Source organism: Chryseobacterium flavum, assembly GCF_003385595.1.
In the GTDB taxonomy this organism is placed as follows: domain Bacteria; phylum Bacteroidota; class Bacteroidia; order Flavobacteriales; family Weeksellaceae; genus Chryseobacterium; species Chryseobacterium flavum.
This window is the reverse complement of sequence record NZ_QNUE01000001.1, coordinates 1-16,001: the sequence shown is the minus strand read 5'-3', so window position 1 is coordinate 16,001 and position 16,001 is coordinate 1. Positions and strand designations below refer to the sequence as shown.

16 protein-coding genes and 1 pseudogene are annotated in these 16,001 nt (G+C 36.1%); 13 read left to right on the top strand and 4 right to left on the bottom strand.

The genetic code is table 11. The annotated features are described in order from the left end of the window. Window positions 1-63: 63 nt before the first annotated feature. Entirely contained in the window at window positions 64-210 is a 147-nt protein-coding gene (locus tag DRF59_RS20870) for a bacteriocin-like protein (protein ID WP_167456625.1), read from the bottom strand. 28 nt (window positions 211-238) lie between these two features. After that, the gene (locus DRF59_RS20675) at window positions 239-382 is read right to left on the bottom strand and encodes a bacteriocin-like protein (RefSeq protein WP_157967423.1); all 144 of its coding nucleotides are present in this window, start codon (window positions 380-382) and stop codon (window positions 239-241) included. Between the two features lie 351 nt (window positions 383-733). Here DRF59_RS20675 and DRF59_RS00080 point away from each other — a divergent pair, with 351 nt between their 5' ends. After that, window positions 734-1,309 carry a hypothetical protein gene (locus DRF59_RS00080; protein WP_123873636.1) on the top strand — a complete coding sequence of 192 codons (576 nt, stop codon included), beginning with the start codon at window positions 734-736 and terminating at the stop codon, window positions 1,307-1,309. 169 nt (window positions 1,310-1,478) lie between these two features. On the opposite strand, the gene DRF59_RS00075 is transcribed toward DRF59_RS00080, so the two are convergent. Together DRF59_RS00075 and DRF59_RS00070 are read right to left on the bottom strand one after the other, a co-directional pair. Then, window positions 1,479-1,832 (bottom strand): winged helix-turn-helix transcriptional regulator, encoded by a 354-nt coding sequence (locus DRF59_RS00075; RefSeq protein WP_407643375.1) that lies wholly within the window; start codon window positions 1,830-1,832, stop codon window positions 1,479-1,481. 8 nt (window positions 1,833-1,840) lie between these two features. Next, window positions 1,841-2,617: a nucleotidyltransferase domain-containing protein gene (locus tag DRF59_RS00070; RefSeq protein ID WP_115956270.1), complete on the bottom strand. Its 777-nt coding sequence runs from the start codon at window positions 2,615-2,617 to the stop codon at window positions 1,841-1,843. Window positions 2,618-2,860: 243 nt separating this feature from the next. Here DRF59_RS00070 and DRF59_RS00065 point away from each other — a divergent pair, with 243 nt between their 5' ends. The 12 genes and pseudogenes from DRF59_RS00065 to DRF59_RS00005 all read left to right on the top strand — a co-directional run bounded on the left by DRF59_RS00065 (window position 2,861) and on the right by DRF59_RS00005 (window position 15,986). Further along, window positions 2,861-3,445 (top strand): YdeI/OmpD-associated family protein, encoded by a 585-nt coding sequence (locus DRF59_RS00065; protein ID WP_115956269.1) that lies wholly within the window; start codon window positions 2,861-2,863, stop codon window positions 3,443-3,445. 478 nt (window positions 3,446-3,923) lie between these two features. Beyond that, window positions 3,924-5,549 (top strand): T9SS type A sorting domain-containing protein, encoded by a 1,626-nt coding sequence (locus DRF59_RS00060; protein WP_115956630.1) that lies wholly within the window; start codon window positions 3,924-3,926, stop codon window positions 5,547-5,549. Window positions 5,550-5,556: 7 nt separating this feature from the next. Then, window positions 5,557-8,865: an RHS repeat protein gene (locus DRF59_RS00055; protein WP_123873635.1), complete on the top strand. Its 3,309-nt coding sequence runs from the start codon at window positions 5,557-5,559 to the stop codon at window positions 8,863-8,865. A 6-nt stretch (window positions 8,866-8,871) separates the two neighbouring features. Continuing rightward, window positions 8,872-12,357, top strand: a complete 3,486-nt coding sequence (locus DRF59_RS00050) for a DUF6443 domain-containing protein (protein WP_115956267.1) — start codon at window positions 8,872-8,874, stop codon at window positions 12,355-12,357. Beyond that, window positions 12,341-12,787, top strand: a complete 447-nt coding sequence (locus DRF59_RS00045; RefSeq protein ID WP_115956266.1) for a DUF6896 domain-containing protein — start codon at window positions 12,341-12,343, stop codon at window positions 12,785-12,787. The genes DRF59_RS00050 and DRF59_RS00045 overlap by 17 nt, the downstream gene beginning before the upstream one ends. Before the next feature lie 292 nt (window positions 12,788-13,079). After that, a complete protein-coding gene (locus DRF59_RS00035; protein ID WP_115956264.1) occupies window positions 13,080-13,640 on the top strand; it encodes a hypothetical protein in 561 nt (186 codons plus the stop codon). A gap of 30 nt (window positions 13,641-13,670) precedes the next feature. Beyond that, on the top strand, window positions 13,671-14,009 hold the full coding sequence (locus DRF59_RS00030; protein WP_115956263.1) for a hypothetical protein: 339 nt from the start codon (window positions 13,671-13,673) through the stop codon (window positions 14,007-14,009). Then, the gene (locus DRF59_RS00025) at window positions 14,006-14,506 is read left to right on the top strand and encodes a hypothetical protein (RefSeq protein ID WP_123873634.1); all 501 of its coding nucleotides are present in this window, start codon (window positions 14,006-14,008) and stop codon (window positions 14,504-14,506) included. The genes DRF59_RS00030 and DRF59_RS00025 overlap by 4 nt, the downstream gene beginning before the upstream one ends. A 17-nt stretch (window positions 14,507-14,523) precedes the next feature. Beyond that, a pseudogene (locus tag DRF59_RS21240) lies at window positions 14,524-14,706 on the top strand (RHS repeat-associated core domain-containing protein); the annotation flags it as partial. A 220-nt stretch (window positions 14,707-14,926) separates the two neighbouring features. Continuing rightward, entirely contained in the window at window positions 14,927-15,163 is a 237-nt protein-coding gene (locus DRF59_RS00015; RefSeq protein WP_115956260.1) for a hypothetical protein, read from the top strand. A 17-nt stretch (window positions 15,164-15,180) separates the two neighbouring features. Continuing rightward, a complete protein-coding gene (locus DRF59_RS00010) occupies window positions 15,181-15,387 on the top strand; it encodes a hypothetical protein (RefSeq protein WP_115956259.1) in 207 nt (68 codons plus the stop codon). 5 nt (window positions 15,388-15,392) lie between these two features. Further along, the gene (locus tag DRF59_RS00005) at window positions 15,393-15,986 is read left to right on the top strand and encodes a hypothetical protein (protein WP_123873633.1); all 594 of its coding nucleotides are present in this window, start codon (window positions 15,393-15,395) and stop codon (window positions 15,984-15,986) included. Window positions 15,987-16,001 lie beyond the last annotated feature (15 nt).

The window sequence follows — 16,001 nt, the reverse complement described above, 5'->3', positions numbered from 1 at the left end:
TGGAAAAAGGCCTTAAAATCAAAGATTCTAAGGCCTGTTGTTTTTGAAAGGATATTATCAGGTTTAACTTAATATATCACAAGGTGCAACACAAATCACCCACGGACATCTTTTTATTCCCGGAGGTGGGCAACATGCTTCGGAACAGCTTAGTGCTCCGCCATTGATTACCTTTAACTGGTCTCTTGAAATTTTTTTACAATTTTTCATGATAAAGTTATTTGGTTAAACTTGAAAATTAGGGTTGGTTTCCTCCGCCACATCCATCATATGGCATGCAGGTCCATTTTCCGTTAATCAGGCATATTTGGCCCCCAGGGCAATTGATCCCTCCTTTAATAGCTTTTAGTTCCTGTCTTTCGATTTTTTTTAAATTTTTCATAATATTTAGAGTTTAGTTCTGTTCGAAATTAATTATTTTTTATCAAATGAAGTAAATTTATTAATAAAATATTTTTGTTAAATGCATTTTATTCTATTTATAATGGATTACACTTTCTTTTTGCTGGCATGAAAATTGGTAAACAATCATGCGGTTACAGGAGCCGCATACGATAGAATATTAGTAGATTTGCAGCCGTTTATAATGCTATATCTTAATGTCGTGAAAAATAGAATATTATGATATGAGAGGATATAAATCTAACCCCATGAGGATAGAATTTGAATAATAAACAATCAGGATTCATATTCCTCACATTACATTGAAATTTCGAAAAATCAAAATATATTTATGAAACACATCTTAACAATGATGATCGGCATTACGATCTCCGGAGGAATTAACCAGGCAGAGGCTAAAACATTAAAGGGTACGCAGCCTGTAAAGCATATTGAGATGGTAAGCGATTCAGCCTCCATCATCCAGTTGAAAAAAGAGCTTAGCAAGCTGAAACCGCTTGATCCGGATACTTTCAAATCTAAAATTAAAAAAGAAATAAGTGGTTTTACATTAGCTGAAGTTGAAGCTTATAACGAACCGGAGACAGGATCTTCCTGTACAGCCCAATACATAAACGGGGAAAAGTCTGTATACCTTATGATCACGGACGGAGCAGGAAAAGCAGCATCTCAGGTTGCCGAGAGTCTGATCAGCAATCTGGATTTTAAGCAATATGTGACTCCTGATTCAAAAACGAAAATTATTGATTTTAAAGGATATCCCGCTTTTTTTGATGAATCCATGTATGCTGAAGATAAATTTGTAAGCATCCAATATCTGGAAGGGAAGAGGTATTATATTACGGGTACCGGAAATAATATTACGCTAGAAGAATTAAAAGCCATCCTGGAAAAATTCAGCCTGTAATTTAATGAATTCAGCATACAGACTAGAAAACAGGCTGTCTCAAAAGCGAGACAGCCTATTTTTTTGAAAGTCTTCAAAATTGGCCGGTGATTATTTATCCCGTTGGCAGGATTACCGGTTTGAAGTGCAGGATGGGATTATATATTTTTTTTTAATAAATTCCCCCTTTTCAGCAATAACCTGGTTTTCCCCAGTTCATCATGGCATCCAGTACCGGAATTAAAGTTTCCCTAAATTCTGTTAAGTTGTAATTTACTTTCACCGTAAGTTTCTTACCGTAGATTTTTCTTGACACCAGACCATCTCTTTCTAATTGTTTCAGCTGCAGGCTCAGGGGCATTTCAGTTATAAAATGCATTTCTTTGCGTAGCTCACTATATCTTTTGGCATTATCTTTTAAATGGTAAAGAATAACGGCTTTCCATTTTCTGCCCATTAGATTCATGGACAGGCTTATTGTACAGGGATAACACTTTTCTTTCAGTTTTACCTGATCAGCGGTGTACTCTGTTTTCAGATCCATTTTTGGAATCAGGATAATTGTTTAAAGTACTCCATCACACGTTTTTCGGTATCTGTCAGTAAGTGGACGTTTTTGCCGTACAGTTCGGTTCTCAGTTGGCGGTACAGGGACACCGCATGTTCTATGCTGTTTAAGATTGAACGTTTGTTATAAACCTCCGGAATGGTGTGTAGTAAATCTGCCAGATCATTACTGCTTAGTTCTGTTTCTACTTTTCGTACTCCCCGCGGAAGGGTTCCGTTTTTAATATGTAATAATGGTCCCAGCACCACCATCCGTAAAAATCCCAGGAAATCATATGCTTCCATATATTCTCCGCGGCCGGCTTTTGTTAAAGCATAATGAATCCATGTCCAGAAGCGGTCTTCTATCCATTGGTAATCAGGATGTGGAAATATGGCTTCTGAATGGTGGATTACCTTTTCCAGCTGATGATTTTTGTCCAGTAACAGGGTAGGGGTTTCTACACGGTCATGAAACTCTTCAAGGGTGAGAAACTTAATGTCAACATGCAGAAGCGGGTGGTCATACAAACAGATCAGCAGTCTTTTTTCTCCCACATGTTCTCCTGTAAAACCGGATAATAGATGTCCCAGCTTTCCTGCATATTCAAGCATCAGGTTCTTATCATCTGAGATTTTTTCCTTTGTTACCAGGATCAGGTCAAGATCAGAAAACTCATCAAGTTCGTCGGTAAGCCATGAGCCGGCTACAGCCAGTCCTATGACCTGGTCGTCCGGTTCCAGAACTTTAACTGCGTTACTGGCGAATTCCTGCTGTATCATGTTGGGATTGTTTTTTTTAAAGTTTTGTGAAGTGTACACAAATTTAAAGAAATATTTTAATAAACCTTTGTTCCTAAAATAGTTTCCGAGGCATTTGTTTTATGTATTTTAGTTTTGGGAATGGTTCGGAGCCGGGAATGATGGAAGAGAGGAAAACAAATCAATTCATTATCCCGCTTTTTCACCAGATGTATTGATCGTAATGGTTTAAAGCTTATTTTAGTAACTGCAAAAACAGATTCTATGCAAACTTCAAAAAACAGACAGATTATATCCGTTCATACAAAAAAGGACTGGAGAAAATGGCTGGAACAGCATCATGACTCTGAACAATCTGTATGGGTGGTTTGCAATACCAAAAAATCAGGCCGGCCGGTGGTGGAATGGAGTGAGCTGGTGGATGAGGCGCTTTGTTTTGGATGGATAGACAGCACGAGAAAGACTATTGATGAACACTCTTTCAGGCAGTTGTTCAGCAGACGTAAACCTAACGGAACCTGGTCTAAGATCAATAAAGAAAAAGTGGAAAGGTTGATCTCGGAAGGACTGATGACCGAAGCCGGATATAAGAGCATCAGTATAGCAAAACAAAATGGCTCGTGGACCTTATTGGACAGTGTAGAGGAATTGCAGATTCCTGCAGACCTGGATAAAGCTCTCAGGCAATATACAGGAGCTGAAGCGTATTTTACGGGCCTGAGCAAATCGGTAAAGAAAATGCTGCTGCAATGGATCGTGCTGGCCAGGAGACCTGAAACGCGGCAAAAAAGGATAGATGAAATTGCTGTGCATGCCGCCCGAAGTGAGAAACCCAAGCCATTCCGTTAAAAGGATCCGGAAGTCTGTTTTCATTCTGAATAAATAAAACTTTTCCGGAATACACGACAGCTTTTGACGTATTAGCGGATTATCTTTGCCCTATAAATCCAAAGATATCTGATCCACATGATTTTATGATGAAAATCAGCACACATAAAATGATATAAGTCTTTCCTCTGTGAACTGAAAAGCTTATTTTTGTGGTATTATAATAACTGTGCCTAAACTAACACTGACATGAAGAATTTTACAACGGAGTATTCCGCTCCTTTTATTTCGAATCCGGATATTGATCATCTCTTTGATATCCTTTCCCTAAAACTCACAAAACCGTAAAAACTTGTACAATTTGTATGCAGGTTGTACAATATTATGATTTTTGCGGAAGAATTATATAAATGTGTATGTAAAATTACAAATGAAATACACATAAAAACCTATTTATTTCATTTTTAAATTTTTATTTTTCAAAAAAATTCAAATGCCTATGAAAAAAATTTATCTTGGTGCATTGACGTTATGCACGGTCCTGGGTATGTCTGCCCAGGAAACGATCTGGCAGAAAGACATCAAATCCTCCACGCAGGATTTTTTGAGCCAGGTGACTACGACCATTGACCAGCAGTATTTAATTACAGGAAGCAGCATTCAAAGCGATAAGCTTCAGGTCTCAGGAAATAAACAAAATAACGGCTATGACTTCCACCTGGTGAAACTGAACCAGCAGGGAGAACAAGTCTGGGAGAAATACTTTTCCGGCCAGAACCATGATTATTTATCCGCAACAGTAGCCACTCAGGATGGTGGATTTTTAATTTCAGGAACTTCCTATTCCGGGAAAGGGCTGGATAAGAAAGAAGCATCCAAAGGCGGTTCAGATATCTGGCTGATCCGTTTGAATGAATTCGGGGATGAACTCTGGCAGAAAACCCTGGGCACCTCTTCAGATGAAGAAGCCAGGGCAGTGATCCAGACTACAGACTTAGGTTTTTTTGTCGCAGGAAACGTACACAACTCCCCCAAAGGCTATGGTTCCAAAGATGCCTGGATCATCAGATTGGATAAAGATGGAAAAGAACTGTCACAACTTATTTTAGGAGGAAAAGGCCTGGATGAGGTAGAGAAAATGATTCCCACGAAAGACGGAGGAGTCTTATTAGGAGTGTATTCCAGAAGCTCCGGGATGCGTGATTCGGAAGTAAGGAATCCGGCTGATCCATCTGCCCACCGGAACTTGTCCTCTGCAGCTTCTACAGCCATAAGCTATTTGCCAAAATCCAGCAGCAACTTCGGTGAAGGGGATTACTGGATCATAAAGTTAGATAAGAACGGAAAGGTGGAATGGGAAAAGAACTATGGGGGAACCGGAGATGACCATTTACGGACCCTTTCTCTGAAATCCGACGGATATATTATCGGTGGTGAATCAAGATCAGAGAGATCCGGTAACAAGACCACAGGAATAGAGGAAGGCACGGACTTATGGCTGGTTGCCCTTGATGAACGTGGCAATGAACAGTGGCAGAAATCTTACAATTTTAAAAACCGTGATCTCCTGATGGGAATGAATGTTCTTCACTCAGCAGATGATAAAGGAACCAGGGGAATTCTTTTGGGTGGTTACACCCAGGCAGAAGGAAGAATAGAAACCGGGGATGAAACCTTCTGGATGCTGTACCTGGATGGCAATGGCAATGAACAGTGGAGAAAGCATGTAAAAGGGGAATCTAAAAAGAAGGAGGAAAGGCTTTCAGATCTGAGGCTTAACCGGGATGGCTCGATAATCCTTGCAGGAACCAGTGCAGAAGAGCTGGGGAAAGAGAACTGGAAGATCGTAAAGCTTGGAGACAGACAGGTAGACCAGCTGATCGAGAAACATGACATTAAGATCTATCCGAACCCGGTATCTGATTATGCCTATGTGGAAATAGGTTTTGACTTTAAAGATGCTCAAATTACAGTTTACGATATGAGCGGAAGACAGCTTCAAAGTCTCACAACAAAGAATTCTGTAACGAAGATCAATACCCAGGCTTTGATACAGGGAGCTTACCTGGTGACAATAAAAACTAATGATAACAAAACAGCGAACGCTAAACTGATAAAAAAATAAAATATAAATGAAGAAAATATATCTATCAGTGGTAATGCTTGGCATACTCATTACTACAAATAATTTTAGCGCACAAAGTAATATTGATAAATCATTACCTGATATTAAACCACCATCGGCAGAAACGTATAAAATCAGTACTTATAGTTTGGATTTTAATAATTCGCCTTCAGGAGAGTTTACTTATAGTTTACCAATATATAATATAAATGCAGGTATTAATGTACCTGTAAGCCTGGGATATAACAGCGGAATTAAAGTAGATGATACAGGAAACAATATAGGAATGTCCTGGCAGTTGGTTGCAGGAGGAGCCATTTCAAGGGTTGTAAGGGATGAACAGGATGAAACGTCAGCATCAGTTTGGTTTCCCGGTACCATTGATGTTAATGCAGATGCAAATACTATTAAAACAGCCGCCCATCCTGACAATTCTATTGATACAGAATATGATTGGTTTAGTTTCTCCCTTTCCAACGGGATGTCCGGACAATTTTATATTGATAAAAACCTTAACGTTCATTATAACGGAGGCGATGGATCAAAATTGACCATTACGGATAAAACTACAATAGTAACGCAATATGGCAAAAATCTGGAGTTTACCCTTACAGATAATCAGGGGAATAAATACTATTTCGGAGGAGAAGAGAAGTTTTTGGAAAGATCCAGAATTGATTATAAAGGACCGGATAAATACTATACTTCCGGATGGTATTTATCTAAAATTATTACTAACAAAAATGAAGAGATCAGTTTTGATTATTCTGTAGAGCAAATCAGTTATTATGCCTCTATGAGTGCTTCTTTTAGTGTTTCTGAAAGCTGTTGCGTTCCTAATACCTATGAAAATAGTGGCATTACAAAAAGTAAGACGACAATGGTCGCACTGAAACCAAGATTATTAACAATTGAAAGTGATGTAGTTAAGCTTAATTTTTTGTATGATAAACAAAGGAAAGATTTACTGAATGGCGATGGAAAGCTCCTTACCTCAATTGCAGTTCTTTCCAAAAAGAATAACCAGGTTATAAAAAATTTCCAGTTGGCTTATGATGATATAAATGCAGGTTCTGCCGTCACTTATTATGGTTTGCCTTTAAATGAGCAGAGTACAGTTAACCGACATTTCTTAAATAACGTTTATGAAAGCATTTCCAATCAAAAATATAAATTTGAATATTATTCAAAAGAAAGTATTCCGGCAAGGTTTAGCCTGGCAACAGATTTTTATGGATATTCAAATGGCAAAGCCAATCAAACACCTTTTGCAAATATATCAGGAAAAGTTCCCAATTACATTCTTACTAAAACAAACGGTTGGGCTTCTGCTGATAAAGATGTAGATCCGGACAAAATGTATCTTGGAAATTTGAAGAGGATCTATTATCCTACCGGAGGGTATTCAGAGATCACATATGAATCAAACAGTTCTTCTGACCTTGAAGAGGTTGAAAAATCTGAAAGTATAGGTTTGCAAATATCAAGATTATGCAGTAGTCCTAAAACAATGACAAAAAGTTTCTCTTTTACCTCTAATGGATCCCCAATCACCTATTCAGCGTATGCCAGTACGGACTATTCAGACTGTGGTTATCCCGATTCTCATGAAGTACATGGTATTAGTATAACTGATCTGACAACTGGACAAAATGTAAGAGGTCATAGCAGGGATTATAACATTCCATTAGTAGCCAAGGAATGTATTACAGGACTGCCTACAGATTATAACTGTCCTGTAAATACAGTAGCGGGTCATCTTTATAAGGTTGAATATTTTGTTTCTTCTTATATAGGTAGAATAGATGGGATGGCATCGGTATATTATAATTTTAGGAAAGAATTGCAAACTGTTTTGAAGCATTATGGAGGAAGTAGAGTTAAAAAAATTGAAGAAAATAATACGGAGAATGGCATATACACAAAATGGTTTTATTATAATAAACTTGTTGATAAAGATTTACAAAAAACAAGCATTGCCAATGCAGCTGCTCCAAAGCTATTTGATTATATAGTAACCAAAAGAAACTGTGCATTAGAATGCAATAGTAGCGGTACGGGAAATCCTCCGCTTGTATCATTTCCAATTCCTGTATATCGATTTTATAAAGATAATATTTTGAGCGATTATAATGACAGATCAAATAAAATTTTCTATAAATCTATTACGGAATTAATTGATAATAACAAAGCTGTTGAGAAAAATTATTTGTATGCAGGGGATTCAAATGCATACTTATACGATCCCCCTATTCTAGATGCTCCACATAGTAATAGTGGTCAAATAAAAAGAGGTTTGCTACAGAATGAGATGCAATATGGTTTTAATAACAATAACTATAACATTATAAAAAGTACTGACTATTCCTATAATTTTGTTCAAAATAATGTGACATCTTTTATATTTAAGGAGAATTTTTCATTAAGTCCTGGATATGTTAGCAATCCTCAAGATGGTCCTATTCCTAATATATCATATACGTTTTATCAGAATTATTATGGTTTTTCTAAATTAATAGAAACCATTTCAAAAGAATATATTACTAATCAGATCGTTGAAACAAAATCAGGTACAACTTATGGAAATAATCAACATTGGCAGCCAACTTCTCAAAAGATAACTTTTCCGGATAACACGATCCAGGAGACCACTTACAGCTACGCTCATGAAAAAGGCAACCAGTTGATGATTGAAAAGAACATGATTGGTATTCCATTAGAAACAATAAGCACTCAGACTATCGGGAGTACTGTCAAAACCCTTTCCAAAACATCAACCATTTACCCGGTAAGCCAGACCGAGGCCAATACCAAAACCTCCGGTCTTGTGCTGCCGACTTCCGTCTTGTCCTATGACCTTCAAAACCTTAGCAACGCGCGTACTGAAGTAAGCTACGATAAATATGATGCCAAGGGAAATATCCTGCAGTACACCACCAAAGATGGTGTTCCTGTTGCTATTGTATGGGGGTATAACAATACCCAGCCTATAGCCAAAGTAGAAGGCGCCACATATGACCAGCTGGTAAGCCTTGGAGTGATAACAGCTATTGTGGATGCCTCCAATGCGGATGCTTTAAATCCGGCCCAGGAAGGAGCATTAATTACGGCTTTGGATACCTTCAGGAAGAATAGCGGTTTATCAGGCTATCAGATCAGTACCTATACCTATAATCCACTGATCGGTGTGACCAGCATCACTCCGCCATCCGGGATCAGGGAAAGTTATATCTACGATACGGCCAACCGCTTGGAGAAAGTAGTGGATGTGAACGGTAATGTACTGAAGGAAATGAAATACAATTATAAAAACTAATACACGATGAAGAAAATAATAACTCCCATTGGGCTTTTGATGCTAACGGGCTCCATGTATGCACAAACCCTTCCCAATACTGAAAACTATATCCAGACAAAAGTATACCTTGATTCCGCCAATACCAATAAACAGATCCATACCGTCCAGTATTTTGACGGGTTGGGCAGGCCGAAACAAATTGTGAATGTAAAAGCTTCCCCTCTGGGCAGGGATGTGGTCACCCACATCGAATATGACCCGTTCGGAAGACAGGTAAAGGATTATTTACCGGTTCCCCAGCCTGGTACCTTGAACGGTGCAATCGTTCCCAATCCATTGGCCAATGCCACCCAGCCTTCTTTGTACGGATCAGAGAAGATCTATGCAGAGAAGGATCTGGAAAAATCCCCTTTAGACCGTATCCAACAGCAGATCCAGGTAGGAAATGCATGGAGCAGTAAACCTGTTGTATTTGGATATGCAGTCAATACCGATACCGATGTAAGAAAATACAGTACAACGACCACTTTTGCAGAAAACAGGACGAATTCTGTGTTAAAGGTAGCTAACGATACCAACGCGTTAAATGGGTTCTATAAGGCCAACCAGCTGTATAAAAACTCTGTTAAGGATGAAGATGGCAATGAAACCATAGAATTTAAGAATGGACAAGGCCAAGTTATCCTGGTACGTAAAGTACTGAGTGCTACAGAAAATGCAGATACCTATTATATCTACAATGAATACAACCAGCTTGCCTTTGTCATTCCTCCTACCGCATCCCTAGCCCTTAAAAGCTTAGCTGTTGGTACGCAGGTAACCACCACTGTATTGGAAGATTTGTGTTACCAGTACCGTTATGACGGCAAGAACCGTTTGGTGGAAAAGAAGCTTCCGGGAAAAGGTTGGGAGCATATGGTATACAATAAGGCAGATCAACTGGTTCTGACCCGGGATGCTAACCTTGCAGGTAAAGGACAATGGCTTTTTACCAAGTATGACCAGTTCGGGAGAGTGGTATATACAGGTCTTATTAATAATACAGGAAGCAGGCTGTCTTTACAGAATGCAGTTGAGCTGAACAATAATTTGTATGAAACAAGAAGCACTACTGCCTTTACCATAAGCGGGATGGCTGTATACTATTCAGCAGTGGCCTCTCCTTTAAGCAATATTGCCCAAATACTGAGTGTCAATTATTATGATAGCTATCCTCCCGGTTCCCCTGCAGTGACCAATGTGTTTGCCCAGCCCCTTCTGAAGGATGATCCTTCGCAGAACCGCAGCACAAAAGGACTTCCTGTAGCTTCATATGTCAAAAACATTGAAGATGACAACTGGACGAAGACATATACCTGGTATGATACCAAAGGAAGGGTGATCGGTTCAAGGAGCATTAACCATCTTGGGGGATATACTATTGTCAACCACAAGCTTGACTTTTCAGGCACGGTCCTTCAGACCAATACCTATCATAAAAGGCTGGCTTCCGATACCCAAAGAAATATTGTTGAATATTTTACGTATGATTCCCAGAACAGACTGACCATGCACCGTCATAAGGTGGACAGCAATCCTGTTGAGATCCTGGCCCAGAACAAATACAATGAACTCTCCCAGCTGGAAAATAAGAAAGTAGGAGGAGTGGTAGCCACATCACCTCTCCAGCAGATTGATTATAAGTATAATATCCGGGGATGGATGACCAAAATCAATGATCCTGTAAACCTGAACGGAAAACTGTTTGGATATGAGATCCGTTATCATAATCCCATCAATCCAACGAATGCAGCTGGCAGATACAATGGGAATATTGCCGAGATCGACTGGAATAGTAGCTCAGATCCTCTTCTTAAGCGTTATAACTTTGAATATGATTCCTTAAACAGGTTAAAAAATGCCTTCTATAAAGAACCGGTAACCGGAAATAGCGGTAATTTTGATGAATACCTTACGTATGATCTGAACGGGAATATTACCAACCTTAAAAGGACAGCGGTACCTCCATTACAGTTAACCCCTAAACTGGTAGACAACCTGGATTACGAGCTGAGCGGAAACCGTTTGACTAAAATTACAGAAAATGCTCTGAATGATACAGGCTATGAAGGCGGAAATAACATTATTGATTACGATGCAAACGGGAATATGGTCAATATGAAAGATAAGGGAATTGGGAGTATTACATACAATTACCTTAATTTACCATATAATTTTTCGATTACTGAGAAAGATATTATGGGAAATTATGTCAATATTGGACTGAGTTATCTGTATCGTGCCGATGGAGTAAAACTGAGAAAGACCTATACTACCGGAGGAGGAAAGGGCCAGTCCACCACAAATATCCTGACTGATTATTTAGATGGTTTCCAATACAGTTACAGGGAGGTATTATCCCCTTGTGAATGGTGCAGAACCAGTGTTGCTTATGAACAGGAAGCTTATAAAGGTGTAGATTTAATGGATCCCGGAACCATAACCCCTTCCTGGAATCTTGATTTTGTACCAACTTCTGAAGGGTTTTACAGCTTTACAGAAAATCGTTATATTTACCAGTATAAAGATCATTTAGGAAATGCAAGGGTAAACTATGTCAAAAACAGCGAAGGTGTTCTTGAAATTACAGACAGCAACAATTATTATCCTTTTGGACTCAATCATATTGGTGGAGGTAAAGGTTTATTAGGAGGTTACCGGAATTATAAATACAATGGTAAAGAGTTACAAGAAACAGGAATGTATGATTATGGTGCAAGATTTTATATGCCTGATATTGGGAGATGGGGAGTAGTAGATCCGTTGGCGGAAAAATATCAAGAGCTTTCACCTTTTAGATATAGCTTTAATAATCCAGTTAATTTCGTTGATCCTGTTGGGCTAACAGAGGAAGATCCTCCTAGTAAAAAAGTAAACGGTCAAAAAGTAACAGAAATTGGAGAAATAACTTTAACTGGAAAAAAATCTAATTGGATACAAAAGCATATTATAAATCCTATTGCTACTTTTTTTAGAGAAGAAAAGAGAAAACACGATGCTCAGCCTCAAGTTCTTCCTCCTATTAATACATTCTGGTCTCATTTTTATAGTAGGGAATGGGAAAGCGGGGGATTAACTTATCTTGTGGCTAGGGATGGTAAAATCTCAATGGTAAAGCCTATAGGAGGAGCTGGACCATTAGAATATATTAGTGGTGCAGGAGAATTAAAATATTTATTGGCAAGTAAAGAAGCTTTAGAGGCTTTTAAATCAACAGAAATAGCTGCTCAAAGTACAGAGAAAGTACAAAAACTAGCTAAACTAATGAAAGAGGGAGATATCAGCATTTATGGTGAAAAAATTGTTGTTTACTTAAAAGATGGTGAAAGATATATACTAGATGGGCATCATAGGATACAGGCTGCAATACAAGAAAATAAAACTTTAGAAGTTATTGAAGTTACAGGACAAAAAGCAATGCAAATGTTTAAAGACAAAGTAAAACAAATTGATAGTGGATTATTCAAATAAAGATATAAATACGAAGAAATTGCTAGAAGAGTATTTAATTTTCATAGTGAATTTTGAGAATGTGTTAAAAAAAGAATATGATATTCCAAAAGATATGAATATTTGGAGTTATCTGGTTGAACGAAAGTATGAAAAAGGAACCGTTGCTACATATAACTATATATGCCATGGCTCAGGATTTACAGTAGAGAAAAATGGGATCATTTGTGAATATGACAAAGCTCCTTTAAATGAATATGATATCAAATTTTCTTTTTGGAAATTTAAAAACTTTATTAAAACTAATCACATGCAAACAATTATAGATGATAATATGTTAAAGAAAGATTTATCCGATTTGATTACTGCAAATATTGTAAGCTGGTTAATTACAGATGGAATTAATTGGAATATTTACCAAACAAATTTCACAGCTTTGCAAAGTTTGTAAAAGCAGGGAAATATATTGCTAATAAAAGTTCAGCAGCAATGACAAAACAAGAGCTCACGAAATGGGTCATACTTTTGAGCAAGGTGAAAATGATGGTGGCGTGATGAATTATGCTGAAAGTTACGATAAAATGTCTAATCCTAATTACTCTAATACAAGTTCTATACTATAAACAAGTCAAATCTACTGCATCAGGAATAATCGGTAAATCTCAATTTAGGATAATTGTTACAGGAGATTATACAGGGAAAGAAAATTTTTTAAAACCTAAAAGTTTAAAAGAAAAATAAAAATGAAGAATAAAATTTATTCCATATTGCTTATACTTTGTTCGTTTTTGTCTTTTGCACAAGATATAGAATTTATCAAAATAATGCATAAGAGCGATTTCAACTATTTAGCCATACATCATAAGAAAACGGTAAATTATGATGAAATAGATGGGTCAAAAAATATATTGTTAGTTACTACAAGCGCAGATATTAAAAATTTATCTAAATGTAGTAAAGATAAATGTTATACAAAGTTAGATAATGATACATTAGTAAGTAGTGATTTTATTTTTCCAAGTTCTCTTAATATAAAAAACAAGTTGGGAGACTTAAAACCTTATATGACTAATTATTTAGATAAATTAGTTATTAGTCAAGAAGTATTAAAGAAAAAATCAGGTTATATCTTGTACCAAAATAAACTTAAGAATGTAATTATTATAGTTTTGCAAATGACAAAATCTTACTATAATGCACATACAAACAATTTGAAATTATGTGGAAATCCAGATGACAAGATTGTATTATATAGATTTTTAAATGGAAATGATGAATACGAACTTGAGAATGGAACATTATAATATTTGTAAACCAAAGCCAATTCAAATGAGTTGGCTTTTGGTTATTATATAATATCAACGAATCATGAATCCAATGTAGATACTGCTCAAGCTTGGTTTAATTATTCATTCTATGGAAAAGGAAAAGATTTAAAAATATTGGATAACTGGCATTCTCATCCCAATGCAACAGATTTAAAAGAATTTAAACCGTCAGGTTATAACTCAGACGGTACTCCAAATGATTATACTGGAGATAGACAATACTGTAAATATTTAAAAGAAAGTAATGGTGCGGGATTACCTCAATATTTTAATATTTATGGTACAAAGGTAAAATCAACTGTTCAATATAATGATCAAGTAATGAAAAAAATCAAAAAATTATGAAATTCTACATTTTAATTTTTCTTTTTATTTGTATGGCGTGTGATTCATCTTCTCAGAAAAAAGGAATGCTAGCAAATAATAATGATGTATCTCAAACAGACTTTGAAGTAAAATTAAATCTTATTACAATTAAAGAACCTTTAGAAAGAGAACTAAATGATTTTATAAAAAAGCTAGAAAAGAATGGACATGATAAAAAATCTAAAAAATCAATTCTTATTTATTTAAAAGATCAAAATGAGAATCATATGGATATTCTCTTGGCTAGTGATATGCCCAAGGAGATAGAGAACTTGAAAGGATTTTCTGTCTATAATAATTATACACTTTATTTCTTTTTTGAAAATATTGAGAATAATTGTATGATAAATATTGAAAATAAGACTAGGAACGAAAAGTTTAAAATTTTACCACCTGCTCCATATAATAATCCACAGAAAAGAATAGTTTTAAAAAAATGTACTAAGATGAAAGAGGAATATAATGACGGTTGGTAAGCTATAATACCTAAGTTTATCAGTACAAGTACAACGGGAAAGAGTTACAGGAAACAGGAATGTATGATTATGGAGCAAGATTCTATATGCCTGATATCGGGAGATGGGGTGTGATAGATGAACTTGCAGAGAATTATCTTAATATCTCTCCTTTTACTTATGCTGTAAATAATCCTATACGTTATATCGATCCAGATGGTAGAAAAATTAAGATCCCGATGATATTGTTAAAAATTATAAGAATCAACTCAATTCTAATATGAGGGCTTTAAAAGCATTTATAGATAATGGTTCTATTGACTCGGAGTTAGGTGGCAAATTAATGTCTTTTATACTAGTACATTAGGAGAAATTACGAAACTAGAGAAGTCCGACCAAGTATATACTATATTTTCAGATAGTTCGAGCAAGGAAGGAAGTATGAATTATGATTTATCGACGAATGAAATTAAAATAGGTATAGGGGATAAAAGGATAGGGTTAGTAGGACACGAATTAAAACACGCCTATCAATATGAATCAGGAGAAACATCTTTAGTAGTTGATAATTCAGCTTATGGAAAGTTGTATGATATAACAGATGAGACTGCATCTTATAATAGAGAAAGAGCATTAGGGACGGGATTCAATTCTTTCAAACGCCAAATGCTGTTGTAGAGGGCTATCCATTAAAAATGACTGATGGGAATGTTAAAGATTTTGGAAAAGGAATGACACCTCCAGCATACCAAACTTTACCTAGTGGTCCAATAGACATTCATTCTAAAGAAGGTAAAGCATTACGACAACAAACAATACAAGCCGGTAAAATAGGTACGGCTGTCCAAGAAGTATATAAAGGATGGGAAAAAGATTATCAAAAAGGCAGTGGAAAAAAATAACTAATATGAAGAAATGTTATAGTTTGTATTTTATTTTGTGTTCAATACTTTCTTTTTCTCAAGAGAGTAAATTAAGGGAATATTCATATAAAGCTCCGCATTATTGTGAAAGCATTAACCTACTAAAAGATGGGACATTTAAATATTATAAAAAAACAGAATTTTTAAAAGAAGAAATATTTGGTAATTGGCAATTGAGAAACGATACTATCTTGGTTTTAGACAGTAGTCCGCAGAGGTCTAGATTAGTTGTTAATGAATCTTTGAAAAGAGGGAAGAAAATAGTTTTCCATGTAAAAGATTCGCAAGGAAACCCTTTTAATTACTATTTATACACAGTTTATAATCAAAAGGACACGATTATTTATAAGGATCAGTTTGAAAAGACTATTATCAAAAATAGACCATCTGCTTTTTATATAATAAGTTCGGAAGGTCAGCGTTCTCCAGTTTATGATTTAAAAAGCAAAAAAAGTAATTTTTTTGATATAAGATTTGAACGACAAAGGACTTTTGAAAATGAGCAATGGAAATTTGCTGGGAGTAAAATAATTCCTTTAGGTTTAGATGGTAAATACTCTAACTACCAATTGAAATAATAATAATAATAATAA

Bases quoted from the DNA above. Each gene is read 5' to 3' on its own strand.
- DRF59_RS20870 (WP_167456625.1), bottom strand. From the start codon at position 210: ATGAAAAATTGTAAAAAAATTTCAAGAGACCAGTTAAAGGTAATCAAT.
- DRF59_RS20675 (WP_157967423.1), bottom strand. From the start codon at position 382: ATGAAAAATTTAAAAAAAATCGAAAGACAGGAACTAAAAGCTATTAAA.
- DRF59_RS00080 (WP_123873636.1), top strand. From the start codon at position 734: ATGAAACACATCTTAACAATGATGATCGGCATTACGATCTCCGGAGGA.
- DRF59_RS00075 (WP_407643375.1), bottom strand. From the start codon at position 1,832: ATGGATCTGAAAACAGAGTACACCGCTGATCAGGTAAAACTGAAAGAA.
- DRF59_RS00070 (WP_115956270.1), bottom strand. From the start codon at position 2,617: ATGATACAGCAGGAATTCGCCAGTAACGCAGTTAAAGTTCTGGAACCG.
- DRF59_RS00065 (WP_115956269.1), top strand. From the start codon at position 2,861: ATGCAAACTTCAAAAAACAGACAGATTATATCCGTTCATACAAAAAAG.
- DRF59_RS00060 (WP_115956630.1), top strand. From the start codon at position 3,924: ATGAAAAAAATTTATCTTGGTGCATTGACGTTATGCACGGTCCTGGGT.
- DRF59_RS00055 (WP_123873635.1), top strand. From the start codon at position 5,557: ATGAAGAAAATATATCTATCAGTGGTAATGCTTGGCATACTCATTACT.
- DRF59_RS00050 (WP_115956267.1), top strand. From the start codon at position 8,872: ATGAAGAAAATAATAACTCCCATTGGGCTTTTGATGCTAACGGGCTCC.
- DRF59_RS00035 (WP_115956264.1), top strand. From the start codon at position 13,080: ATGAAGAATAAAATTTATTCCATATTGCTTATACTTTGTTCGTTTTTG.
- DRF59_RS00025 (WP_123873634.1), top strand. From the start codon at position 14,006: ATGAAATTCTACATTTTAATTTTTCTTTTTATTTGTATGGCGTGTGAT.
- DRF59_RS00015 (WP_115956260.1), top strand. From the start codon at position 14,927: ATGAATTATGATTTATCGACGAATGAAATTAAAATAGGTATAGGGGAT.
- DRF59_RS00010 (WP_115956259.1), top strand. From the start codon at position 15,181: ATGACTGATGGGAATGTTAAAGATTTTGGAAAAGGAATGACACCTCCA.
- DRF59_RS00005 (WP_123873633.1), top strand. From the start codon at position 15,393: ATGAAGAAATGTTATAGTTTGTATTTTATTTTGTGTTCAATACTTTCT.